The sequence below is a fragment of the Rubrivivax sp. JA1026 genome, from assembly GCF_011065555.1.
GTDB classification, from domain to species: Bacteria; Pseudomonadota; Gammaproteobacteria; order Burkholderiales; family Burkholderiaceae_C; genus Rubrivivax; species Rubrivivax benzoatilyticus.
The window spans coordinates 73,497-97,009 of record NZ_JAALCQ010000002.1; the positions used below are offsets into that span (position 1 = coordinate 73,497).

Here is a 23,513-nt window from a genome sequence, read left to right on the forward strand (position 1 = left end):
CTGCGCCGCGAGGATGACAGGCCACAGTGACTTGGGCAGCATGGTCGGAGAACCTACCCTGTCCCCTGCCCACCGATGGCCACCGTCATCCCCGCACTGAGCACCTGCGTCTCGCGCATGACCCCTGGCGAGCGCCGCACGGCGGAACGCCTGGAACAGAAACTCGACGACGACTACCGGGTCTGGTACGACGTGCCGGTCGGCCCGAAGAACGCGCATCCCGACTTCGTCGTGCTGCACCCGCGCCGCGGCGTGCTGATCCTGGAGGTCAAGGACTGGCGCCTGGAGACGATCCGTGCCGCCAGCAAGCAGAGCTGGGAGATCCTGGCCCAGGGCGTGCCGAAACACGTGCCCAATCCGCTGGAGCAGGCGCGCCACTACGCGCACCAGGTGGTCGATGCCTTGTCGGCGGACCGGCAACTGACCGGCACCGACGGCAAGCTGGCCTTCCCCTGGGGCTATGGCGTCGTGCTGACGCACATCACACGGCGCCAGTTCGAGGCCGCCGAACTCGACCGGGCGATCGAGCCGCATCGCGTGATCTGTGGCGACGAGATGACGGCCACCGTCGACGCCGAGCAGTTCCAGCAGCGCCTGTGGGGCATGTTCCCGTACGCGATGCGCGGGGCGCTGTCGCTGCCGCAGCTCGACCGCGTGCGCTGGATCCTGTTCCCCGAGGTGCGTGTGCAGGTGCAGGCCGGGCTCTTCGACGACAGCGCGGAAGCCGAGACCCTGCCGGACATCATGCAGGTGATGGACCTGCAGCAGGAGCAACTCGCACGCAGCCTGGGCGAGGGCCACCGCGTCATCCATGGTGTCGCCGGGTCCGGCAAGACGATGATCCTGAGCTATCGCGCCGAGTACCTCGCGCGCGCAGGAGCGAGCGCCAAGCCGGTGCTGGTGCTTTGCTACAACCAGCCGCTGGCCGTGCGCCTGCAGGCCGTGATGGCGGCCAAGGGCCTGGGCGACAAGGTGCAGGTGCGCAACTTCCACAAGTGGTGCCGCGACCAGCTCGTGTGCTACGGCCAGCCGCTGCCCGCGCAGGGCCCGTGCATGTTCGACGAGATGGTCAACGGCGTGATCCGCGGCGTCGACCGCAGGCAGATCCCGTCGGGCCAGTACCAGGCGGTGCTGATCGACGAGGGCCACGACTTCGAGGCGGCGTGGCTGAAGCTGGCGGTGCAGATGGTCGACCCCGAGACCAACAGCCTGCTGCTGCTCTACGACGACGCCCAGAGCATCTACCAGCGGCGGCGCGCGCAGCAGTTCAGCTTCCGCAGCGTCGGCATCCAGGCACAGGGCCGCACGACGATCCTGAAGATCAACTACCGCAACACGCGGCAGATCCTGCAGACCGCGAGCATGGTCGCGGCCGACCTGCTGACCGCCGCCGACAGCGGTGACGACGGCGTGCCGCTCGTGCACCCGGTGAGCTGCGGCCGCGATGGCCAGGCGCCGCTGGTCGTCCGCCTGCCGAGCCTGCGCGACGAGGCGTACGCGATCGCCGACCGCCTGCGTGCAGCTCACCAGGAGGGCCATGCCTGGGGCGACATGGCGGTCATCTGCCGCCACTACGACGAGATGGCGCTGTGCGCCGACGTGCTGCGCCAGCGCCAGTACCCGCACCAGGTGCGCAAGGGGGCGGGCACCTTCGACCCGCGTGCCGACACGATCAAGGTGCTGACGATGCACGTCAGCAAGGGGCTGGAGTTCCCGGTCGTCGCGCTGTGCGGCGTCGGCCGCATGCCCGCGGACGGCCTGGACGAGGCCGACGAGGCGCGCCTGTTCTACGTCGCCGCCACGCGCGCGACCCAACGACTGTTCATCCCGCTGAGCGGCAACGGCCGGTTCGCGTCACGGCTGCCGGTGATGCACGACCCGGCCGTCTGACCTCGCGGCTCAGCGCCCCAGCAGCCCGCGCGCCCGCAGCCGCTCGCTGCCTTCGGCGAAGCCGGCCGCCAGCAGCTGCTCGGCCACCTGGGCACGCTGCACCTCGTCGAGCCCGGGCTGGCGATCCAGCCGCTCGAGTTCGGCGCGGGCGGCGGCGATGCGTTCGGCCCAGCGCGCCTGCTCGGCCAGTTCGTCGGCCAGGCGCTGGCGCGCTGCGGGGTCCAGGCGCGTGGCGTCGATCAGTGCGTCGGCGCTCGCGGTCTTCCAGCCGCTGACCAGGCGGGCGCGCAGCGCCGCTTCTTCGTCGCCGTAGAAGGCCCGCGCCCAGGCTTCGCCCAGCCACTGCACCCGCTGGGCGTGGCGCTCGTCGAGCGCGGCGGCGATGCTCTCGGGGTCGTCGGCACGCGGCGCCAGACTGGCCGGCGCGGCACGCAGGCCCTGGTAGGCCTGCCAGATGCGCTCGACTTCGGCGGCCGCGGTGGCCGGCAGCTCTCGCCGTGCCTGCTCGCCCACCCAGGCGCCGATGGTCTCGGCCGGGGCCTGGCCATCGAGCTGCAGCGCGTAGTCGAAACGCCGGCGCAGCACGGCCGAAGGCACGAGGCGGCCGTCGACCACCGGCCCCCAGCCGCCGTCGGGCGTGGTGCCGCGCAAGGCGCTGCGCTCCTGCACCCAGCGCTCGAACTCCGGCGGCACGGCCAGCGTGGCCCGCCAGGCCGGGCGCGCCGGTTCGGCCGGCGCAGCGGCCCGGGCGACGAGTGGAGCCGCTGCAGGTGCCACCGGCGGGCGGGGCTCGTCCGGTGTGTGCCAGAGCAGGCCGAGCGCGAGCACGGCCCCCGTCGCCACGCCGGCGGCGGCCAGACGCGGCGCGCTCACAGCCCCGCCGTCTTCAGACGGTTGGCCTGGCTGCGGTAGAAGGCCACCGGGTCGGACGCGAACAGGTTGCGCAAGCCCAGCGCCTGGTTCACCTCGTCGAGGTGGTTCCAGCCGTAGTCGTCGCGCAGCACCGTGCCCCAATGCGACGAGCAGCGGCCCACCAGCCCGTCGTTGAGCTCGCCGCCGAAGAAGGCCGAGGCCAGCGTCAGGAAGGCGTCGCCCGGGTCGAGCAGGTGGGTGACGACGCTGGTGCCGCCCACCGAGGCATAGCGCACGCCGTTGACCACCGCCGGCCCCTGGCCGCAGGCCGAGGTCGGCGCGCCTTGCGGGAAGCGGGTGTTGAAGGCCGCCGCCCCGGCGCTGTTCAGCGAGGTCAGCGAACCCAGCGAGTCCTGCGGCAGCTGGGGCTGGCCCGAGATCCAGGAGATCACCGTGCCCAGCGCGTTGACGATCGCCGCGACGACGCCGGTCAGCCCGGTGGCTCCGGCCGCTGCCTGGATGCCGTCGGCCACCGGCGAGCCGGTGTGCGGCGAGCCGACCGTCGTCACCGAGGCGACCAGATCCGGCGCGACCGCGGCGACGTAGCGCGCCGTCGGCCCGCCGTGACTGTGGCCGATGAGGTTGAACTTGCCGTAGCCGTAGGCTGCCTTCAGCTGGCGCAGCTGGGCCAGCAGCTGCTCGCCACGCGCCTCGCTGCTCTCCAGCGCCGAGACCGAAGGCGTGAAAACCACCGCGCCGCCCGAGCGCAGCGCCGCCGGCACGCCGTAGAAGTAGTCGACCGGGCCGATGGCGCCGAAACCCAGCATGCCGTGCACCAGCACGATGGGGTAGCGCGTCCGGGTGTAGGTGTCGGCCTGCGCCAGCACCGGCGCCAGGGCGAGGGACAGGGTCAGCGCCAGCGCGGCGCGGCAGGCGCGGATGCGTCGGGTCATGTCTCCTCCTGATCTTCTTGGATGCCGCCTGCGACGACGGCGAGCGCATCACACCCGAGCGACCGGGCGGTCGGCATCAGGGCTTGCCCGTGGCGCCGAGGTGACTCCCCAGATCGCAGGCGACAGGTGGTCACCCGCGGCACACTCGCGGCCGAACGCGACACGCCGTCCCCCGATGAACTCCGGCCGAACCTTCAAGGGCAACAAGAGCTTCCTGCCGAGCAAACCCTGCGCGGTCTGCGGCCGGCCGATGGTCTGGCGCCGCGCCTGGGCGAAGAACTGGGACGAGGTGCGCTATTGCTCCGAGGCCTGCCGCAAACGCAAGACCGCGGAGCGCGGCGCATGAGGCATCTGGTGCTGGTGCTCGGCGACCAGCTCGACGCCGAGGCCGCGGCCTTCGACGGTTTCGACGCCGCGCACGACGCGGTCTGGATGGCCGAGGTCGACGAGGAGTCGACCCACGTGCCGTCGAGCCAGCCGCGCACGGCGCTGTTCCTCGCGGCGATGCGCCACTTCGCCCAGGCGTTGCAAGCCGACGGCCGGCGCGTGCACTACACACGGCTGGACGACGCCGGCAACCGCGGCCGTCTGGCCGACGAGCTGGACGCCGCGATCGAGCGCCTGCAGCCCCAGGCGCTGGTGATGACCGCGCCCGGCGACCACCGCGTGCTGCGCGCGCTGCAGGCTGTCGCCGCAGCGCGCGGCCTGGCGTTGGAGCTGCGACCCGACCGCCACTTCTTCTGCACCGTGCGCGAGTTCGCCGCCCACGCGGGCGCCCGGCGCACGCTGCGGCTGGAGTATTTCTACCGCGAGCAACGCCGCCGCCACGGCGTGCTGATGGACGGCGGCGAACCCTGCGGCGGGCGCTGGAACTACGACGCCGACAACCGCGAGGCCTTCGGCCGCGACGGCCCGCCGCCGCACGCCGAGCCGCCACGTTTCGAGCCCGACGCGATCACACGCGAAGTGCTGGACCTGGTGCGGCGCCGCTTCGCCGGCCACCCCGGGCGGCTGGACTCGTTCGCCTGGCCGGTGACGCGGGCCCAGGCGCTGCACGCGCTGCAGCATTTCGTCGCCGAGCGCCTGGCCGGCTTCGGCCGCTGGCAGGACGCGCTGTGGCCGGGCGAGCCCTGGCTCTGGCACTCGCAGCTCTCGGCGGCGCTGAACCTCAAGCTGCTGAACCCGCACGAGGTCGTGGCCGCGGCCGAAGCTGCCTACCGCGCCGGCCGGGTGCCGCTGGAGAGCGCCGAAGGTTTCATCCGCCAGATCCTCGGCTGGCGCGAGTACGTGCGCGGCGTCTACTGGACGCGCATGCCGGGCTACGCCGAGCTGAACGCCTGGGACGCGCACGAGCCGCTGCCGGCCTTCTACTGGAGCGGCGACACGCCGATGGCCTGCCTGGCCGACGCCATAGTCCAGACGCTGGAGCACGGCTACGCCCACCACATCCAGCGCCTGATGGTCACCGGGCTGTACGCGCTGCTGCTCGGCGTCGAGCCGAAAGAGGTGCACGCCTGGTACCTGGCGGTCTACGTCGACGCGGTCGAGTGGGTGGAGCTGCCGAACACGCTGGGCATGAGCCAGAACGCCGACGGCGGCCTGATGGCCAGCAAGCCCTATGTCGCCAGCGGCCGCTACATCGAGCGGATGAGCGCCGGCCGGCTGTGCGCCGGCTGCCGCTTCCGCCCCGGCGAGCGCACCGGCGACAGCGCCTGCCCGTTCACGACGCTGTACTGGGACTTCCTGCTGCGCCACGAGGCCAGGCTGGCCGCCAACCCGCGCATGGCGATGCCGCTGAAGCATCTGGCCCGCATCGACGAAGCCGAACGGGCGCGCATCGCAGAACGCGCGGCGGCGCTTCGCACCGGCACCGCCGGCGTCTGATCAGACGATCAGCAGCGCCCGGAAGTCGTTGACGTTGGTGTAGGTCGGCCCGGTGACGACGAGGTCGCCCAGGGCCTCGAACAGCGGGTAGCTGTCGTGGCGGTCCAGCAGTTCGGAGGCTTTGAGGCCCGCGGCGGCGGCGCGCGCCAGCGTGTCGGGCGTGACGATGGCACCCGCGTTGCGCTCGACACCGTCGATGCCGTCGGTGTCGGCGGCCAGCACGTGCACGCCGGGCTCGCCCTGCAGCGCCAGCGCGCAGCCGAGCAGGAACTCGCCGGCGCGGCCGCCGCGCCCGCCTTTGGTGCGCACGGTGACGGTGGTCTCGCCGCCGGACAGCAGCACACACGGTTTGGCGAAAGGCTGGCCGCGCCGCGCGACGGCACGTGCCAGCGCCGCGTGCACCTTGCCGACCTCGCGGCTCTCGCCTTCGATCTCGTCGCTGAGCACGTGGGCCTCGACACCGGCCTCGCGCGCCAGCGCCGCAGCGGCTTCCAGGCTTTGCTGCGGGGTCGCGATCAGCTCGACGGCATGGCCGGCGAAACGCGGGTCACCGGGTTTGGGTGTCTCGAAGGCGCCGCTCTCCAGCCCGGCACGTGCCGCCGGCGGCAGCTCGATGCCGTAGCGGCGGCAGATCGCCAGCGCGTCGGCACACGTGGTCGCGTCGGGCACCGTCGGGCCGCTGGCGATGACACCCGGGTCGTCGCCGGGCACGTCGCTGATCAGCAGCGAACACACACGCGCCGGTGCGGCCAGCGCCGCCAGCCGCCCGCCCTTGATCGCCGAGAGGTGCTTGCGCAGGCAATTCATCTCGCCGATCGACGCGCCGCTCAACAGCAGCGCGCGGTTGACGGCCTGCTTGTCCTCCAGCGTCAGCCCCGGCGCCGGCAGCGACAGCAGCGCCGAGCCGCCGCCGGAGATCAGCGCCAGCACCAGGTCGTCGGGCCCCAGGCCCTGCACCAGCGCGGCGATGCGGGCCGCCGCGGCGCGGCCGGCGGCGTCGGGCACCGGGTGCGAGGCCTCGACCACCTCGATGCGCCCGCCGCGCGCGCGGTAGGCCGGCGGCACGTGCTCGTAGCGCGTGACGACCAGCCCGGACAGCGGAGCCTCGGCCGGCCAGGCGGCGTCGAGCGCCGCGGCCATCGCCCCGCCCGCCTTGCCGGCGCCGATGACGACGGTGCGCCCGCGTGGCGGCGGCGGCAGGTGTGCGGCGAGCACCTGCTCGGGCAGCGCGCGGCGCACCGCGGCGTCGTAAAGCGCACGCAGGAAGGCGGGGGGGTCCAGGCGAGGGTCGGGCAGGGCAGGCATCACGCCAGCTTATCGGAGCCGCCGGCAGCCCGGCCGGGCGTGGCCTATGCTCGCAGGCCGTTCCCGAAGTTCCGCATCAGCGCCTTGTCTCCCGCCACCCCCCCCGACGACACCCGCATCACGCGCCTGCCCAACGGCGTGCGCATCGTGACGATCCGCATGCCGCACGTGCACACCGCCAGCATCGGCGTCTTCGTGCGCAGCGGCAGCGCGCATGAATCGAAGCTGGACAACGGCATCAGCCACTTCGTCGAGCACATGGTGTTCAAGGGCACGCTGATGCGCGACGCACGCCGCATCAACCTCGACGCCGAGCGCCTGGGCGCCGAAGTCAACGCCCACACCGACAAGGACCACACCGGCTACACCATGCACGGCCGGCCGGCCGACGTGCCGCAGCTCGTCGAGATGCTGGCCGACCTGGTGCGCCACCCCACCTTCCCGGCCGAGGAGCTGGAGCGCGAGCGCCAGGTGCTGCTGCACGAGTGCACCGAGGACGAGGACGACCCGCTGTCGACCGCGTTCAAGCTCTTCGACAAGGCCTGCTGGGGCACCCACGCGCTGGCCCAGTCGGTGATCGGCCCGCGGCGCAACATCGAACGTTTCGGCCGTGATGCGCTCGTGGACTACCTGCGCCGCCAGTACACCGGCGCCAACGTCGTCGTCGGCGCCGCCGGCGACATCGACGTGCCGGCGTTCGAGGCCGCCGTCGAAGCCGCCTTCGGCACGATGGACGCCGGCCACGAGAACCTCGTCGCCGCGCCGGTCTACGCCGGCGGGGTGGCGACCAAACGCCTGTCGGGCAGCAGCCAGGCGCACCTGGTGCTCGGTTTCCCGCTGCCCGGGCTGGCGGTGCAGGACCCGGCCGGTGTGCTGGCCGCAGCCGTCTTCGGCGAAGGCATGAGCTCGCCGCTGATGGACCGCATCCGCGAGCAGCGCGGCCTGGCCTACTACACCGCCTGCTCGGCCGACGTGCTCGACGTCGCCGGCCAGTTCGTCGTCGAGGCCTCGACCTCGCCGGAGCAGATCGACGAGTTGCTCGCCGAGACGCTGGCGCTGCTGAAGGCCCAGGCCGCCCACGTCGGCGACGAGGACCTGGAGCGCGCCAAGGCCCAGCTCGCGGTACGCCGGCTGCGCGCCCACGAGCGCCCGTATCGGCGCCTCGAGGACGCGGTGCTGGACCTCTACGCCACCGGCACGGTGTGCGACACGCGCACCTGGTGCAGCCGGATCGACGCCGTGCCGGCCGAGACGGTGCGCGCGGCCTTCGCCCGCATGCTGGCCGCCGGGCCGACGGTCGCCTTGTCGGGCGAACTGCCGCGCGCCGCCGGCGAACGCGTGCGTTCGCGGCTCGCCGCGGCCTGAACCGGCTTCAGCGCTTGGGCGGGCGGCCCTGGCCTTCGGGCCGCGGGCCGCGTTCGCCACGCGGGCCTTGCGGGCGTGCGCCGTCACGGCGCGGGCCGGGGCCACGCTCGCCGTCACGGCGCGGGCCACGGTCGGGCCGCGGGCCGCCGGGACGCGCCTCGCGCGGCGGCGTCGGCGGGCGTTCGGCACGTTCGCGACGGGCCTGCTCGAGCACCGCTTCCAGCTCGCTCTCGGCGATGCCCTTCAGCGCGCAGAAGTTGGCCGGCGTCAGCGTCGTCGTCTCGAAGGCGCGCAGCAGCCCGGCGCGGTCGCGGCGCGCGTCGTGGTCGGCCTGCTGCTGGCGGCGCGCCTCGGCGTCGGCGGCACGGGCCGCAGCACGTTCGGCGGCGCGGCGCTGCTCGTGCACGCCACGGCGGCGCGTGATCTCGGCGGCGGCCAGCTCGCGGTGCTCGGCGCTCAGCTCGCCGGCCGGCTGGCCGTCGAGGTCGTAGCGCTGCTCGGACTTCACCAGCGCCGACAGATAGGCGTTGGACGTCGTGTAGCGGTGCAGGAAGACCGACAGCGTGCGGCGCGTGAAGACACCCGGCGCACGCGCCTGGATGTCGGCCTGGATGCGCAGCTTCAGCGGCTTGGGCGGCGGGGCGAACAGCGCCGGGAAGAGCTCGGCCAGGCGCGCGGCGCACTCGGCCGGCGACAGCTCGGCCACCGCGCGTTCGGCGGGCGCGGCCGCGCCGGGTTCGGCCGGCGCCTCGGGTACCGCGGCCTCGGCCGACAGCGCGGGCTCCGGGGCCACGGTGGCGGGGGAAACGGACTCCGCGCCGGTATCGGGCAGGATTTGATCGTCGTCAGGCATGGAACACAGCGCGGAAAGGATCGTGGATTGTCGCCGCTGGCGCGGGCGGGCGCGAGTGCGGTCTGCAAGCGCGTGCCGAATCGAAGGACGGGCCCACGGGCTCAGACCCCGCCGTCAGCGAGCACGACACGGTTCTTGCCCGCGGCCTTGGCGCTCAGGCAGGCCCGTCCGGCCCGGTCGATCAGCGCCACCGGCGCCCCATCCTCGGCCGAGAGCATCGCCAGGCCGATGCTGACCGTCACCCCGATCGACCGCCCGTCGGTGGCGACGAAGGTGGCCGCGGCGACGGCCACGCGGATGCGCTCCATCACCGCCAGAGCCGCCTCGACCGGCGTGTCGGGCAGCACGATGCAGAACTCCTCGCCGCCGTAACGCGCCAGCCAGTCGACCAGGCGCACGTTACCGCCGGCCAGCGCCGCGAACTCGCGCAGCACGATGTCGCCCGACGGCCAGCCGTAACCGGCGTTGATGCCGTGGAAGTTGTCGATGTCGAGCAGCGCCAGCGCCAGCGGCCGGCCGCTGCGCTGCGCCTGGGTGACCTCGCGCGCCAGGCGTTCGTCGAAGTAGCGGCGGTTGTGGGTGCCGGTCAGCGCGTCCTGCAGCGCCTGGCGGCGTGCGCCCTCGACGAGGCGCCGGCCCATGTCGCCGACGATGCGCGCGAGCCGGTCGCTGAACACCTTGGTGACCTCGGTGAAACGCTCGAGGTCGGCGTCGATGTCGGGCGCGTTGCCGCCGCTGACCGAGTTCTCGAAGCACATCAGACGGTCGCGGCCGGCGCCCTTGGCCTCGTACATCGCGGCGTCGGCCTGGCGCATCACCTCGACTTCGCTCAGGTGCGGCCTCAGCACCGTCAGGCCGGCGCTGGCCGTCAGCACGAGGCTATGGCCGGTGGACGGCACCTCGATCGGCGCCGACAGCCGGCGCAGCAGCGCGCGCGCATCGTTGAGCAGGGTCTGCAGGTCGTAGCGGGTGAGCAGCAGCACGAACTCGTCGCCGCCGACGCGGCCGATCGCGTCTTCCGGCGATGAGCCGGCGGCCAGGCTCTCGGCGGCGCTGCGCAGCAGCTGGTCACCGACGGCGTGGCCGCATTCGTCGTTCAGGCGCTTGAAGTGGTCCAGGTCCAGCCGCAGCAGGCCACGCACTTCGCCGGGCAGCATCTCCTCGAGCGCCTTGCGCAGGCGCTGGCCGAAGGCGCGGCGGTTCAGCAGCCCGGTCAGCGTGTCGCGATGCTGCCAGGCCGAATCGCGGTCGCGCCGCATCAGCCGGTCGAGGCGGGCCGCCAGGTGGTGCGCCGACTGCGGCGCACGCACGATCTCGTCGCGCAGGTCGCAGACCTCCAGCGCGACCGCCTCGGCAGCGGCGTCGTGGGCCAGCACCAGCGTCGGGCGGCGGTCGCCGGCGCAGGCGGCACGCAGCGCGGCCTCGTCCCAGCAAGCCGATGTCGGCAGCACACGCAGGTCGGCCGCCAGGCGCGGCGCCGCCGCCAGTGTCGATTCGATGACGCCATAGCCCATGGCGCGCAGCGCCGCCGGCGCATCGGCCACGGCACGAGATTCGTCCGGATTGATCCAGACGATGGTTTCCGCTCCCACTCTGTCCTCCCGGGATGGCGGAACAGGGCAGGCACCACCGACGCCGCGACTTCCGGGTGATCCATCCCCGAGAGGATTTTCGCCGCCCACCGCGGCCGGCCGCCTTGCGCCAGCACCGGGTCGCCTGCAAATCGGCCACGCCGCTCCAGCCGGATTTGCTTGACGTGTCTCAGTTCACGCCATCGGCGCCACAAGCTCTCGAGCGACAAGGGAAAAAGCCGATCAGGACAATCTGGTATTGCCCCGATCGCCACGGCAGCACGTGAAACACGACATCGATCCGACCGCACTCCTGCACGGGAATCCGGCTGGTCCGGCCCGCGAGGCGGCGCCGGTGTGCGCGCCACCTCCACAGGGCGCCGCGATGCAGCGCGTCAGGCGTCTCGTGTTGCGCAGCCTGGTCGTCGGACTGACCGGCTGTGCCAGCGTGCCGGGGCCCAGCACCGGCGGCATCACCTGGTCGCCGGCGCTGGAGCTCGGCGGCAGGACCTACGCCGCCGAATGGGTGCTGCCGGCCGGCGAGCCGCAGGCGCTGCTGGTGCTGCAGCACGGCTTCTCGCGCAGCTGCGCCAACCTGCGCGAGACCATGCGCCGCATCGCGCGCCAGGGCCTGGCCACCTTGTGTGTCAACGCCGACATGGCCTACGGCAATCCGGCGCTGGCCGACACGATGGCCGCGGCGCTGTTGAGCGGCCTCGTGCTGCCGGACGGTCGGCCACTGCCGCAGCGCATCGTCGTCGGCGGGCATTCGGCCGGCGCGGCGTTCGCAGCGCGGCTGGGCTGGCGGCTCGATGCCTCGGCCCCCGCTCGCCTGGCCGGCGCACTGCTGCTGGACCCTGTGCCCGTGCCCGGCTTCGCGGACCAGCTGCGCGCGGTGTCGCACGCTGGCCAGCGGCCGGTGCTGTCGATCGCGGCGGCTCCCGACGGCTGCAACGCCGAGCAGCGTGCGACGCCGGTGCTGCGAGAGCTGCACGATGAAGCCGCGCGAGCCGGCCATGACAGCGTCATCGCCTTCGACATGGGGCCGGGCTCGACGCATGTCGATGCCGAAGGCGAGGACAGCGACTGGCTGGGCCGCACCGTCTGCGGCACGCCATCGGCGGCCAAGGTCGAACAGCTCAGGGCGGTTGCGGCCGGCTGGGCTGCGGACCTCGCTGCCGGCCGCGTCCCGAGCGCCGGGACGCTGCTCGGCACGGCCCGAGATCTCTGAACCCCCCTGCGGTTGTCCCGCGATGCGGGCCTGCGCCGCGGGAGGTCTGCAGTGTCGGCGCGCCTCGGCTGTTATCCAGTATTGATGTCATTTCTCTGATTGGTAGTCGTAGTAGAGGCCCCGTTCGCTGGGGACAAGCACCAAAAGCGCTGCGGAATCAAGAGCTTGCAGGGTCGTCAAGGCTGTGGGCCGACCCCGGTACGGTGGCGTTCGCGTTTCTGGACAACCTGCCGGACAGGCCTCGGCCTGTGGACAACCCGGCGCTTGCGCAAGAACCATCCCCAGAGTTGTCCACAATCGAGTGCCAAGCCGTGCCCAGGCTGGCGCCGAAGTGGAAAACCTGTGGAAGAAGTGCCGCGTGGGCCGTGACGGCCGGGGCAGAGGGGGCGCGCGAACGGCGCCGGGAGGCCCGGATGGCGGCGAGTCTGCCGCGGGGCCTGGAGTCAGCCGCTGACCTTATCAGTCTTTTCCAGGCCCGGCGAGCCTTGAAGCCACGCGCCGCTCGGACACCTTGCACCCCGGGCTGCGAGGTTCAGAATGGGCTCGTCAAAGAGGAGTACGACGATGAAGGCGCAAGTCCAGACCCCCACCCGGTTCGTGGCCCCGAACCTCGACGAGGACTTGCCGCTGGACGCCACGCCGCCCGGCGAAGGCGAGATCGTCCAGCGTCCTGACGGCTGGTACTGGCTGGCTGCCACCGGACGCCAGGAGTTCGGCCCCTACGACAGCGAAGACGAGGCCTTGCAGGCGATGGAAGCGGCCTGCGACGGCGAGATCGAGCCCGGCGAGACGCTGTTCGAGGCCGAGCAGGAACTCGGCATCGCCGACTGGCTGGACCCGGACACTGGCGAGCCCGCCGAAGGCGTGCACACGCGCCTCGAAGACCACTGAACCCCGCCCCGCCCGGGTCGTGAGGCCGGCGGCCCGCGACCGCCCGGGCCGGCCGGCTCAGAAGCCCGCGCCGGGCTGCGCCAGGTAATCCCGTTCGTCGGCCGTGCTGGGCCGGCCGAGCACCGCGTTGCGGTGCGGGAAGCGGCCGAAACGGCGGATCACGTCCCGGTGGCGCTGCGCGTAGTCGAGCGCGTCGGCCAGGCGTTCGTCCTCGGCCGCCAGCGCGGTGAACAGGCGCACCGACTCGTCCTGCAGCGGCAGGCTCTCGGCGTGTTCGAACGGCAGGTAGGCGAACCAGCGCTCGATCGTCGTCAGCGCCTGGTCGGCACCGCTGGCGACCAGCGCCTGGGCCAGCGCCAGCGCGCGGGCGTCACCGGCGAAGGCCCGCGGCTGGCCGCGGAAGATGTTGCGCGTGAACTGGTCGAGCAGCAGGATCTCGGCCAGCGGCACGGCCGCCCAGGCGGGTGGCAGCGTGCCGGCGAGCGCCGCCTCGACCTCGGCGCCGAAACGTTCGGCGACGAGGCGGTCGAAGGCGTCGCTCTTGCGGAACCAGTCGGCCCGCGCCGCGTGCGGCGGCGGGCCGAACCAGAAGCCGAGCGTGTCGGCCGGGGTGTTTACTTCGACCCCGCCTTGAAGCTCGTGAAGATGCGGGTCTGCACGCGGCGGATGTCCTGCGGCACCGCGTCCGGTGACGTCAGCTTCTTCATGTCCTCGGGCGACAGGAAGACCGTCGGGTTGGACGCCACTTCCTTCTTGACGAACTTCTTCGACGCCGCGTTCGGGTTGGCGTAGAAGACCTTGTTCGTCAGCGCCGCATGCACCTCGGGGCGCAGGATGTAGTTGATGAACAGGTGGGCGTTCTTCGGGTGCTCGGCGTCCTTCGGGATGGCCATCGAGTCGAAGAACATCGTCGCGCCGCTCGGCGGGATCAGCACCTGGATCTCGACGCCGGTCTTGCTGTCGATCGCGCGCTGGCGCGAGATGTTCATGTCACCGGCATAGCCCATCACCAGGCACAGCGAGCCGTTGGCCATCTCGTCGATGTAGCCCGACGACGAGAAGCGCGTCACGTAGGGCCGGGCCTTGGCCAGCACCTCGCGCGCGGCGTCGTAGTCCTTGGCGTTCTTGCTGTAGGGCTCCTTGCCGGCGTAGATCATCGCCACCGGCAGCACCTCGGAGGCCGAGTCGAGCACGCTGACGCCGCAGCTCTTGAGCTTGCTGGCGTACTCCGGCTTGAACAGCAGGTCCCAGGCGTTGGCCGGCATCGGCGTCGAGCCCAGCGCGGCCTTGACCTTCTTGACGTTGATGCCGACGGTCACGTAGCCCCAGAGCCAGTCGACGAGGTACTGGTTGCCCGGGTCGACCTTGGCCATCTGCTCCAGCACCGCCGGGTCGAGGTTCTTCCAGTTCGGCAGCAGCGACTTGTCGAGCTTCTGGAACAGGCCGCCTTCGATCTGCGCCTTCGCGAAGTGCGCGCCCGGCACGACGATGTCGTAGCCGGTCTTCCCGGCCACCAGCTTGGCGTGCAGGATCTCGTTGCTGTCGAAGATGTCGTACCGGACCTTGATGCCGGTTTCCTTCTCGAAGTTCTTCAGCGTGTCTTCGGCGATGTACTCGGCCCAGTTGTAGATGTTCAGGACCTTGGGCTCGGTGTTCTGCGCGCCCGCGGCGAAAGCCACGGTGGCGGCGCCGACGGCGAGCAGCGAACGCAGGACACGGGTAGTGCGGGACATGAGGGCTTTTCTCCGGAACGGGTGAGGGCCAGACGGGAAGGGTTCAGGCCGGATTTTCGCCGACCGCGGGCGTGCGCCTCTTGAACATCGCCCAACCTTCCATGGACATCACGGCTTCGTCGCGCTGGTTGAACACTGTCCAGGTCGAGCGCACCAGGCCGACCGTCGGCCGGCTGGCCATCGGCCGCGCCTCGGTGACTTCCATGCGCACCTTCAGCGTGTCGCCGGGGTAGACCGGCTTCTGCCAGCGGATGTTCTCCAGCCCCGGCGAGCCCAGGCTGGCGGCGTCGAGCAGGTACTCGTCGCACATCATGCGCATCGTCATCGCCGCGGTGTGCCAGCCGCTGGCGCACAGCCCCTTGAACAGCGAGTGTTTGGCCGCCTCCTCGTCGAGGTGGAATGGCTGCGGGTCGAACTGGCGCGCGAACTCGACGATCGCCTCGCGGGTGACGGTGGTGGCGCCGAAGCTGCGCACGGTGCCGGCGGGGAAGTCTTCCCAGTGATGACGCTTGTCCATGCGAGGCAGGATAGCGGCCGGGCGGCGACAATGCCGCCGCTGTCGACTCTGTGCTGTCACCCATGACGCAACTGATCCTGGGCCTCGTGCTGTTTCTGGCCGCGCACTCGGTGCGCATCTACGGCGAAGACTGGCGCACGCGTTTGCGTGCGCGGCTCGGCGAGAACGGCTTCAAGGGCCTGTACTCGGTGCTGTCGCTGGTCGGCCTGGTGCTGATCGTGCGCGGCTACGGCGAGGCCCGGCTGGACCCGGTCGCGCTGTGGACGCCGATGCTCTGGACCCGCCACCTGGCCTCGCTGCTGGTGCTCGTCGCCTTCATCCTGAACTTCGCCGCCTACGTGCCGGGCAACCAGATCAAGGCGAAGCTGCACCACCCGATGGTCCTGGGCGTGAAGGTCTGGGCCTTCGCCCACCTGATCGCCAACCACACGCTGGCCGACCTCGTGCTGTTCGGCAGCTTCCTGGTCTGGGCGGTGCTGGACTACCGCGCCGCGCGCCAGCGCGACAGCCGTGCCGGCACGGTCTACGCGCCGGGCCGGCTGTCGATGACGCTGGTGACGGTGGCCGTCGGTGTCGCCGGCTGGGCGGTGTTCGCCTTCTGGGCGCACGCCTGGCTGTTCGGGGTGCGGCCGCTGGCCTGAGCCCCGGCGGGCCGGGGTGACCGGCGTGTGAACAATGCACCACCCGTTCGGGGGGCGAAACGGCCGAAAGCGCTGAAACCGGACTTCCGGGTGATGGCGGGCGGCGCGTGTGCGCGTCAGGATGAAGCCCTGCGAATCGCTTGAGGGGGCGACGATGTCCACGGTCTTCATTTCCCGCCGCCGCGGCCGGTCGGCCGATCTGTCCGTCTCGGCCGCCGAGGCGGCCGCGCGCGGTGTCGCGGCCCCGGCCTGCGGCTGGTACGAGTCCAGCCTCGAACTGATGCAGGGCCTGGCCGTCACCGAGCATCCCGGCCTCGACGAGTTCTTCCACGCCGATCTGGCCGAGCCGTCGGCCGCCGCGGCGCACCCGCGCGGCGTCGGCGGCTGACGCTTCGTCGGCGCCGCCGGCAGTTCGTCGGCCTGCGCCACCGGTCGTCGCAAGCCGCTCGCGACCGGCCTCCCCGCTGCCTACAGTGGACTCCATCGCAGCACGTCACCCCAAGGAGTCCACGATGAACAACCGCCTTGCCCCCCGCCTGTTCGCGCTGGCCAGCGCGGCCTTCTTCACCGTCGTGATGCTCTCGGGCATCGACTCGCTGGCCGCCGCCGACGGCGCCTCGGCCTACATCGCGCAGAGCGCTGCCGCCGCGCCCCGCGCCTGAGCCTGCTTCCTCGGCGACGCCCGGCCCCGGCCGGGCGTTCGTCTTTGTGGACGGCGATCTCCGCGTTCGTGCGGAGCGACAGTGGCCGGCACTTTGCTTAGCCTGGGCTCCACATCGTCAAGGAGCCTCGTCCATGCCCCAGATCGTGCGCCCGCTCGCCGTTCTCGCCCTGGCCTTCGCCGCGTCGGCCGCTTCCGCCCAGTCCACGCTGGACAAGGTCAAGGCCAGCGGTGCCATCGGCGTCGCCTACCGCGAGTCGTCGATCCCGTTCTCCTACCTCGACGACAAGGCGCAGCCGGTCGGTTTCGGCTTCGAGATCTGCGGCCGCATCGTCGACGAGGTGAAGAAGGTCACCGGCCGTTCCGACCTGAAGGTCAACCTGCAGTCGGTGACCAGCGCCAACCGTATCCCGCTGCTGGTCAACGGCACGATCGACATCGAGTGCGGCTCGACGACCAACAACAGCGACCGTGCCAAGCAGGTCGCGTTCGCGATCAACTACTTCTACACCGGCACGCGTTTTCTGGTGCGCGCCGACTCGGGCATCAAGTCGCTGGCCGACCTGAACGGCAAGGTGCTGGTGTCGACCACCGGCACGACCAACTTCCGCATCCTGCGCAACCTGATCAGCGAGAACAAGCTGCCGATCGAGCTGATCGGCGCCAAGGACCACGCCGAGGCCGCGCTGCTGGTGCAAAGCGGCCGCGCCGCGGCCTTCGGCATGGACGACATCCTGCTCTACGGCCTGCGCGCGAGCTCGGCCAACCCGGCCGAGCTGGCGGTCGTCGGCGAGTCGATCCAGGTCGAGCCCTACGCGATCATGGTCCGCAAGGACGACCCGGCGTTCAAGCAACTGGTCGACGGTGTGCTGGCCGGGCTGATGAAGAGCGGCGAGTTCGAGAAGCTCTACCGCAAGTGGTTCCTGTTGCCGATCCCGCCCAAGGGCATCGTGCTGAACGCACCGATGGGCAAGGAGTTGCAGGACAACCTGAAGGCGCTGTCGGACAAGCCGGCCACCTGAGCTCCGCGGCGCCGGCACCACGCCGTCACCGGCCTTCGCATGCCGGCAACGTGGCTGGGCGATGATGTCGCCCTGGCCGGCCGTGGCGCCGGCGCCCAGGAGAACCCGATGCAGCAGATCAACCGCCGGCGCTGGCTGACGCTGGCGCTGTCCTCGCCGGTGGCGTTCGCCGGCTGCGGTGGTGGTACCGACACGAGCAAGGCCCATGTGCGCTTCATCAACGCCAGCTCGTACGACGCGCTGACGCTGACCGTCGACGACGAGCGGCTGTTTTCCGGCATCGCCTGGGGCGACGAGACGAGCTACCGCGACGTCGACCCGGACGACTGCCGCTCGACGATCTCGCGCACCGGCTCGGCGACGGCGCTGGTCTCCAGCTTCACGCCGTCGCTGTCCGAGGACGACGACTACACGCTGCTTGCCTGGGGCCCGGTCGGTGCACTCGGCTGGCAGCTGCTGCACGAGAACACGTCCGAGCCCAAGAGCGACAAGACCAAGGTGCGGGTCTTCAACGGCGCGACCGATGCCGGCGTGCTGGACGTCTACGTCACCGCCGAGGACGACGCGCTGGCCGACTCGGTGGCGATGCAGTCTTCGGCTGCGGTTGGCACGCTGGCGGAGTTCGTGACGATCGACGCCGGAACCTGGCGTGTGCGTGTCACGGCCGCCGGCAGCAAGACCGACGTGCGGCTCGACGTCTCCGGCGTCGTGTTCCCGGGCGGCAAGGTGTTCACGCTGGCGCTCGCGGCCGCGGCCGGTGGTGCGCTGGTCAACGGCGTGCTGCTGCGCGAGCACAAGACGACGCTGACACGCATCGATGCCACCCAGGCGCGTGTGCGTGTCGCCGGTGCCGCCGCCGGCAGCGCCACCGTGACCGCGACCGTCGAGGGCCGCGAGCTGGTGTCCGCCGGCTCGCCGGTGGTCAGCGGCTACGCGCTGGTCGCGGCCGGCGTGCCGGCGGTCACGGCGCGCATCGGCAGCACCGACGTCAGCGCCGCGGTCCCCACGGCGACGCTGGCCGCCGGCCGGGACTACACGCTGCTGATCTACGGCAGTGCCGCCTCGCCGGCCTCGGCCTGGCTCGTCGACGACAACACGCTGTCCACCGGCAGCAGCAAGGCGCGCATCCGCCTCGTCAACGCGGTGGCCGGGCTGGGGTCGACGCTGTCGCTGAAGTCGGGCTCGTCGCAACTGGCCTCCGGCGTCGAGGTCGGCGCCGGCTCGGCCTATGCCGAGGTGTCGGCCACGGCCAGCGGCTCGCTGACCGTCACCTCGCCAGTCGTCGACGGGCCGGTGCTGGCGCTCACGGACCTGATCCTCGAGGGCGGCAAGGTGTACACCGTGCTCGTCGGCGGCACGCCGGCGGCGCCGATCGGCGATCTGGTCGAGGACCACTGAGATGAAGACTGCACTGTTTGCCGCCTGTTTGGGCGTGCTGTCGGCCGCCGCGTCGGCCGAGCCGATCGGCGAGGTCGACACGGTCTTCAAGCTGATCGGGCCGGATCACAAGATCGTCGTCGACGCCTACGACGACCCGGGCGTCAAAGGCGTGACCTGCTACGTCTCGCGCGCCAAGACCGGCGGCATCAAGGGCGGCCTCGGGCTGGCCGAGGACAAGTCCGACGCCTCGATCGCCTGCCGCCAGACCGGGCCGATCTCGTTCCCCAGGCCGCTGCCGCAGCAGGAAGACATGTTCAGCGAACGCATCTCGCTGGTCTTCAAGCGCCTGCACGTCGTGCGCATGGTCGACGCCGCACGCAACACGCTGGTCTACCTGACCTATTCCGACCGTGTCATCGAAGGCTCGCCGCAGAACGCGGTGACCGCGGTGCCGGTCGACCGCGCGACGCCGATCCCGCTCAAGCGCTGAGCGTTCGCGGCGCCGCGCTCCGGCCGGTCAGGCGAGGCGGCCGGCGCGGAAGTCCTCGACGGCTTCGAATATCTCGCGGTTGCTGTTCATCACGAACGGCCCGTACTGCGCGATCGGCTCGCCCAGCGGCCGGCCGGCGACGAGCAGCAGCCGCGCGCCGGCGGTGCCGCCTGTGACGACGATGCCGTCGCCGCGATTGGCCATGATCGCCATCGGCCCGGGCTCCAGCGACCGGCCGCCGAGCTCGACGGCGCCGTGCACGACGACGACGAAGGCGTTGTGGGCCGCCGGCAGCGCCTGCTCGAAACGGGCGCCGGGCGCGAGTTCGAGGTCGACGATCAGCGGCTCGGTCGTGTCGCGTTCGACGGCGCCGGCGACGCCGTGCGTGCGGCCGGCGACGACACGGGCGCGCACGCCGGTCGTGCGCCACTCGGGCACCTGATCGGCCTCGATGTCGCGGTACCAGGGCTCGCGCATCTTCTCGCGCGCCGGCAGGTTCAGCCACAGCTGGAAGCCGTCCATGCGGCCGTCTTCCTGTTCGGGCATCTCGCTGTGCACCAGGCCGCGGCCGGCGGTCATCCACTGCACGCCGCCGGGGCCGACACGGCCTTCGTGGCCGGTGCTGTCGCGGTGGCGCATGCGGCCTTCGACCATCACCGTGACGGTCTCGAAACCGCGGTGCGGGTGGTCGGGAAAACCGGCGATGTAGTCCTCGGCGCGGTCGGTCGCGAAGCGGTCGAGCATCAGGAAGGGGTCGAGCCGGCGCTGCAGGTCGTGCGTCAGCAGGCGCACGAGCTTCACGCCGGCGCCGTCCTGCGTCGGCTGGCCAGCGACCAGGCGTTCGATCGGGCGCGGGTCGAGGAGGGTGGGGGTGAGGGTGCTGTCCATGGTCTGCACTGTAGGAAGGCGGCGGCCTTCCGGGGTTCAGTCGCTCTGTATGCAGCGTTCGGCCGGGGTTACCGGCCCTCACACGGAACGGGGCTTGCCCGGGTGAGCACCCGAGCCCCCCACGACCAGAATGCGCCGGACCCCACCGGTCGCAGGAGAGCGCCGTATGCCCGACGCGATGTCCGAGCTTGCCGCCCGTTTCCGCGCGGTGCGCGCCCACAGCGAGGCGCTGGCGGCGCCTCTGTCCGCCGAAGACCAGCAGCTGCAGGCGATGCCCGACGCCAGCCCGACGAAATGGCACCTGGCGCACACCAGCTGGTTCTTCGAAGCGGTGGTGCTGGCGCCGCACGCACCGGGTTTCAGGCCCTACGACGAACGCTGGGCGCGGCTGTTCAACTCCTATTACGAGAGCCTGGGGCCGCGCCACCCGCGGCCGCAGCGCGGGATGCTGTCGCGGCCGTCGCTGGACGAGGTGCTGGCCTGGCGCCGGGTCGTCGACGCCGGCGTGAACGCCTTCATCGCCGAAGCCGACGCCGACACGCGCGCCGCGGCCTTCCCGCTGGTCGAACTGGGCCTGCAGCATGAGCAGCAGCACCAGGAACTGATGCAGACCGACATCCTCGCCGCGCTGGCGCTGAACCCGCTGGCGCCGGCGGCCTTCCCCGGCGAGCCGCCGCCGTGGCCGGCGGGTGTCGCGGGCTGGCTGGGCTTCGAAGGTGGCGAGGCCGAGATCGGCCACGTCGGTGCCGGCTTCGCCTTCGACAACGAGACGCCGCGCCACGCCGTGCGGCTGCAGCCCTACGAGATCGCGCGCCGGCTGGTGACGAACGCCGAGTACCAGGCTTTCGTCGACGACGGCGGTTACCGCCGTGCGGCGCTGTGGCTGTCCGACGGCTGGGCCGCGGTGCAGGCCCAGGGCTGGACCGGCCCGCTCTACTGGCGCGACGACGGCAGCGAGTTCACGCCGCACGGCCCGCAACCGCGTGCACCGCAGGCGCCGGTGCGCCATCTGTCGTTCTACGAGGCTGCGGCCTACGCCGAATGGGCCGGTGCGCGCCTGCCCACCGAAGCCGAGTGGGAGCACGCGGCGAACTCGGCCGCGCCGCCGTCGCAGTGTTTCGGCGCGCTGTGGCAGTGGACCCGTTCGTCCTACGAGCCCTACCCGCGCTACCGGCCCTGGGCCGGTGCGGTCGGCGAGTACAACGGCAAGTTCATGGTCGGCCAGATCGTGCTGCGCGGCAGCTCGTTCGCGACGCCGCCCGGCCACGCACGCGCCAGTTATCGCAACTTCTTTCCGCCCGGGGCACGTTGGCAGTTCAGCGGCCTCAGGCTGGCGCGCGACGCGTGAGACCTCAGGACTTGTCCGGGGCTCATTCCCGCCTGGCGGGATCGGCCGCAGGCCGGAGGGTGCTCCAGTGAGCTTTGCCGACGACTTCGTCGCCGGGCTGCGCACCCGGCGCATCGCGCCCAAGTGGTTCTACGACGCCGAGGGCTCGCGGCTCTTCGAGCGCATCTGCGAACTGCCCGAGTACTACCCGACACGCACCGAGCTCGCGCTGCTGGACCGCCACGCCGGCGAGTTCGCGGCGCGCATCGGCCCGGGTGCCGAGATCGTCGAGTTCGGTGCCGGCGCCAGCGTCAAGGTGCGGCTGCTGTTGCAGGCGCTCGCGGCGCCGCGGCGCTTCGTGCCGGTCGACATTTCGGGCGAGCACCTGGCCGACGCGGCGGCGGCGCTACGCGCCGACTTCCCCGGCCTGGCCGTCGAGCCGCTGGCGGCCGACTTCACCGCCGCGCTGGAGCTGCCGCCGCCGGCCGGGCGGCGCATCGGCTTCTTTCCCGGCAGTTCGATCGGCAACTTCGAACCCGCCGAGGCCTGCGCGCTGCTGGCGCGTTTCCGCCACTGGCTGGACGGCGGCGCGCTGCTGATCGGCGTCGACCTGATCAAGGAGCCGGCGCTGCTGCACGCGGCCTACAACGACGCCCAGGGCGTGACGGCGGCCTTCAACCTCAACCTGCTGGCGCGTGCCAACCGTGAACTGGGTGCGGACTTCGATCTTTCGGCCTGGGCGCACGCGGCGTTCTACCATCCGCCTTTGCGCCGCATCGAGATGCATCTGGTCAGCCGCCGCCGCCAGGCGGTGTGCGTCGCCGGCGAGGTCTTCGAGTTCGACGAGGGCGACAGCCTGCACACCGAGAACTCGTACAAGTACAGCGTCGACGGCTTCCGTGCCCTCGCGCGGCGCGCCGGCTTCGAGCCGGGCCCGGTCTGGACCGACGCGGCGAGGCGTTTCTCGCTGCACTGGCTGGAGCCGGCCGGCGGCGTCAGCGAGAGGACATCGGGATGAAAGCGATCTGGAAGGGCACCGTCGTCGCCGAGAGCGACGACACGGTCATCGTCGAAGGCAACCACTACTTCCCCGCCGAGGCGGTGAAGCCGCAGTACCTGCTGCCGAGCAACACGCGCACGATGTGCTCGTGGAAGGGCGAGGCGCGTTATCACACGCTGTTCGTCGACGGCGACGCCAACCCCGACGCCGCCTGGTACTACCCGGCGCCGAAGGAAGCCGCGGCCAACATCCAGGGCCGCATCGCGTTCTGGAAGGGCGTGCAGGTCGTCGAGTGAGCGCCGAGTGAGCCCGGCGCTGGGCGCCGTGCACCGGCGCCGTCTGCGCGAGATCTGGCGCTCGGCCGGCTGGCCCTGTCGCGACGCCATCGAGATCGACCTGCTGGCCGCCGGGCTGCTGCAGCGCCGCTGGGACGAGGCCGGGCGCGAGACGCTCGTCGTCACCGATGCCGGCATCACGCTGCTGGCGGCGACGCTGACACGCAACCGCGCCGCCTTCGACGCCCACGAGGCGCTGGTCGCGCGCGTCGCCCGCGAGATGCAGCGTGCCGGGCGCATCGTCTGGCGCGGCCTGGCGCTGCGCGCGCCGCTGGCCGGCGACGACGGCAGCACACGCTGGGCGACCGCGATGCCCGACGTCTTCTCGATCCGCCACACGACGGTCGAGGACTACGCCGAGCCGGTGGTGCATGAGATCAAGGTGCGCCGCGCCGACCTGCTGGCCGACCTGCGCCGGCCCGACAAGGGCGCGGCCTACCGCGCGCTGGCCAGCCAGTGCTGGTACGTCTTCAACGAAGGCATCGCCACGCCCGACGAGGTGCCCGAGCCTTACGGCGTGATGCTGGCCTGTGCCGACGGCCGGCTGGAGGTGGCACGCGCCGCACCGCGCCGTGCGGCGCGCGTGCCGTTTTCGGTCTGGATGGCGCTGGCGCGGGCCAATGCCGAGCCGGCCGACGAGGGTCAGCCCGGGCTGGCCGCCGCCGATCCCGGAGCATGAATAAAGGGCCGGCAGAGGCCGGCCCGACGGACGAAGCTGCCGAAG

The 23,513-nt window shown here is 71.8% G+C and carries 24 protein-coding genes and 1 pseudogene; 16 read left to right on the plus strand and 9 right to left on the minus strand.

Annotation, left to right across the window (positions count from 1 at the left end):
- Positions 1-75 precede the first annotated feature (75 nt).
- On the plus strand, positions 76-1,890 hold the full coding sequence (locus tag G5B56_RS04020; protein WP_206023478.1) for a DEAD/DEAH box helicase: 1,815 nt from the start codon (positions 76-78) through the stop codon (positions 1,888-1,890).
- Between the two features lie 9 nt (positions 1,891-1,899).
- Here G5B56_RS04020 and G5B56_RS04025 read toward each other — a convergent pair whose 3' ends face one another.
- On the minus strand, positions 1,900-2,763 hold the full coding sequence (locus tag G5B56_RS04025; protein WP_164962407.1) for a lipase chaperone: 864 nt from the start codon (positions 2,761-2,763) through the stop codon (positions 1,900-1,902).
- The gene (locus G5B56_RS04030; protein WP_164962408.1) at positions 2,760-3,695 is read right to left on the minus strand and encodes a triacylglycerol lipase; all 936 of its coding nucleotides are present in this window, start codon (positions 3,693-3,695) and stop codon (positions 2,760-2,762) included. The genes G5B56_RS04025 and G5B56_RS04030 overlap by 4 nt, the downstream gene beginning before the upstream one ends.
- A gap of 175 nt (positions 3,696-3,870) precedes the next feature.
- Here G5B56_RS04030 and G5B56_RS04035 point away from each other — a divergent pair, with 175 nt between their 5' ends.
- Together G5B56_RS04035 and G5B56_RS04040 are read left to right on the plus strand one after the other, a co-directional pair.
- A complete protein-coding gene (locus G5B56_RS04035; protein WP_164962409.1) occupies positions 3,871-4,041 on the plus strand; it encodes a DUF2256 domain-containing protein in 171 nt (56 codons plus the stop codon).
- Positions 4,038-5,579: a cryptochrome/photolyase family protein gene (locus tag G5B56_RS04040; RefSeq protein WP_164962410.1), complete on the plus strand. Its 1,542-nt coding sequence runs from the start codon at positions 4,038-4,040 to the stop codon at positions 5,577-5,579. Before G5B56_RS04035 ends, G5B56_RS04040 begins: the two co-directional genes overlap by 4 nt.
- On the opposite strand, the gene G5B56_RS04045 is transcribed toward G5B56_RS04040, so the two are convergent.
- The gene (locus G5B56_RS04045) at positions 5,580-6,884 is read right to left on the minus strand and encodes a glycerate kinase (protein ID WP_164962411.1); all 1,305 of its coding nucleotides are present in this window, start codon (positions 6,882-6,884) and stop codon (positions 5,580-5,582) included.
- A gap of 84 nt (positions 6,885-6,968) precedes the next feature.
- On the opposite strand from G5B56_RS04045, the gene G5B56_RS04050 reads away from it, so the two are divergent.
- Positions 6,969-8,249 carry a pitrilysin family protein gene (locus G5B56_RS04050; RefSeq protein ID WP_240920647.1) on the plus strand — a complete coding sequence of 427 codons (1,281 nt, stop codon included), beginning with the start codon at positions 6,969-6,971 and terminating at the stop codon, positions 8,247-8,249.
- A gap of 7 nt (positions 8,250-8,256) precedes the next feature.
- Here the strand turns inward: G5B56_RS04050 and G5B56_RS04055 are convergent, their stop codons facing one another.
- Both G5B56_RS04055 and G5B56_RS04060 read right to left on the minus strand, forming a co-directional pair.
- Positions 8,257-9,042: a ProQ/FINO family protein gene (locus G5B56_RS04055; protein WP_240920651.1), complete on the minus strand. Its 786-nt coding sequence runs from the start codon at positions 9,040-9,042 to the stop codon at positions 8,257-8,259.
- 161 nt (positions 9,043-9,203) lie between these two features.
- A complete protein-coding gene (locus G5B56_RS04060; protein ID WP_138938776.1) occupies positions 9,204-10,694 on the minus strand; it encodes a diguanylate cyclase in 1,491 nt (496 codons plus the stop codon).
- A gap of 364 nt (positions 10,695-11,058) precedes the next feature.
- Here G5B56_RS04060 and G5B56_RS04065 point away from each other — a divergent pair, with 364 nt between their 5' ends.
- Positions 11,059-11,904: a S9 family peptidase gene (locus tag G5B56_RS04065; protein WP_029718405.1), complete on the plus strand. Its 846-nt coding sequence runs from the start codon at positions 11,059-11,061 to the stop codon at positions 11,902-11,904.
- A 564-nt stretch (positions 11,905-12,468) separates the two neighbouring features.
- Complete coding sequence (locus G5B56_RS04070) at positions 12,469-12,795, plus strand: hypothetical protein (protein ID WP_009856000.1); 327 nt, start codon at positions 12,469-12,471, stop codon at positions 12,793-12,795.
- A 57-nt stretch (positions 12,796-12,852) separates the two neighbouring features.
- Here G5B56_RS04070 and G5B56_RS04075 read toward each other — a convergent pair.
- The 3 genes and pseudogenes from G5B56_RS04075 to G5B56_RS04085 all read right to left on the minus strand — a co-directional run.
- Positions 12,853-13,377 (minus strand): annotated as a pseudogene (locus G5B56_RS04075) (DUF924 family protein); the annotation flags it as partial.
- A 32-nt stretch (positions 13,378-13,409) separates the two neighbouring features.
- Positions 13,410-14,528, minus strand: coding sequence for a polyamine ABC transporter substrate-binding protein (locus tag G5B56_RS04080; protein WP_029718407.1), 1,119 nt, complete (start codon positions 14,526-14,528; stop codon positions 13,410-13,412).
- A gap of 43 nt (positions 14,529-14,571) precedes the next feature.
- Complete coding sequence (locus G5B56_RS04085) at positions 14,572-15,045, minus strand: MaoC family dehydratase (protein ID WP_009856003.1); 474 nt, start codon at positions 15,043-15,045, stop codon at positions 14,572-14,574.
- A 62-nt stretch (positions 15,046-15,107) separates the two neighbouring features.
- On the opposite strand from G5B56_RS04085, the gene G5B56_RS04090 reads away from it, so the two are divergent.
- The 6 genes from G5B56_RS04090 (at position 15,108) to G5B56_RS04115 (ending at position 19,239) form a co-directional block, all read left to right on the plus strand.
- The gene (locus tag G5B56_RS04090; protein WP_009856004.1) at positions 15,108-15,686 is read left to right on the plus strand and encodes an NnrU family protein; all 579 of its coding nucleotides are present in this window, start codon (positions 15,108-15,110) and stop codon (positions 15,684-15,686) included.
- Between the two features lie 154 nt (positions 15,687-15,840).
- The gene (locus tag G5B56_RS04095) at positions 15,841-16,074 is read left to right on the plus strand and encodes a hypothetical protein (RefSeq protein WP_009856005.1); all 234 of its coding nucleotides are present in this window, start codon (positions 15,841-15,843) and stop codon (positions 16,072-16,074) included.
- A gap of 124 nt (positions 16,075-16,198) precedes the next feature.
- Positions 16,199-16,348 carry a hypothetical protein gene (locus tag G5B56_RS04100; protein WP_164962413.1) on the plus strand — a complete coding sequence of 50 codons (150 nt, stop codon included), beginning with the start codon at positions 16,199-16,201 and terminating at the stop codon, positions 16,346-16,348.
- A gap of 133 nt (positions 16,349-16,481) precedes the next feature.
- Entirely contained in the window at positions 16,482-17,369 is an 888-nt protein-coding gene (locus tag G5B56_RS04105) for an amino acid ABC transporter substrate-binding protein (RefSeq protein WP_164962414.1), read from the plus strand.
- Between the two features lie 108 nt (positions 17,370-17,477).
- Positions 17,478-18,767 carry a DUF4397 domain-containing protein gene (locus tag G5B56_RS04110; RefSeq protein ID WP_164962415.1) on the plus strand — a complete coding sequence of 430 codons (1,290 nt, stop codon included), beginning with the start codon at positions 17,478-17,480 and terminating at the stop codon, positions 18,765-18,767.
- Between the two features lies 1 nt (position 18,768).
- Positions 18,769-19,239 carry a CreA family protein gene (locus G5B56_RS04115; protein WP_164962416.1) on the plus strand — a complete coding sequence of 157 codons (471 nt, stop codon included), beginning with the start codon at positions 18,769-18,771 and terminating at the stop codon, positions 19,237-19,239.
- A gap of 27 nt (positions 19,240-19,266) precedes the next feature.
- On the opposite strand, the gene G5B56_RS04120 is transcribed toward G5B56_RS04115, so the two are convergent.
- Positions 19,267-20,127 (minus strand): pirin family protein, encoded by an 861-nt coding sequence (locus G5B56_RS04120; RefSeq protein ID WP_164962417.1) that lies wholly within the window; start codon positions 20,125-20,127, stop codon positions 19,267-19,269.
- Between the two features lie 166 nt (positions 20,128-20,293).
- On the opposite strand from G5B56_RS04120, the gene egtB reads away from it, so the two are divergent.
- From egtB to G5B56_RS04140, 4 genes are read left to right on the plus strand one after another with little or no spacing between them, the layout of a single operon-like run.
- A complete protein-coding gene (gene egtB / locus G5B56_RS04125) occupies positions 20,294-21,475 on the plus strand; it encodes an ergothioneine biosynthesis protein EgtB (protein ID WP_164962418.1) in 1,182 nt (393 codons plus the stop codon).
- A 40-nt stretch (positions 21,476-21,515) separates the two neighbouring features.
- Complete coding sequence (egtD, locus tag G5B56_RS04130) at positions 21,516-22,472, plus strand: L-histidine N(alpha)-methyltransferase (RefSeq protein WP_240920670.1); 957 nt, start codon at positions 21,516-21,518, stop codon at positions 22,470-22,472.
- Positions 22,469-22,750 (plus strand): DUF427 domain-containing protein, encoded by a 282-nt coding sequence (locus G5B56_RS04135; RefSeq protein ID WP_009856013.1) that lies wholly within the window; start codon positions 22,469-22,471, stop codon positions 22,748-22,750. Before egtD ends, G5B56_RS04135 begins: the two co-directional genes overlap by 4 nt.
- 7 nt (positions 22,751-22,757) lie before the next feature.
- Positions 22,758-23,468: a hypothetical protein gene (locus G5B56_RS04140; protein WP_164962420.1), complete on the plus strand. Its 711-nt coding sequence runs from the start codon at positions 22,758-22,760 to the stop codon at positions 23,466-23,468.
- Positions 23,469-23,513: the final 45 nt, after the last annotated feature.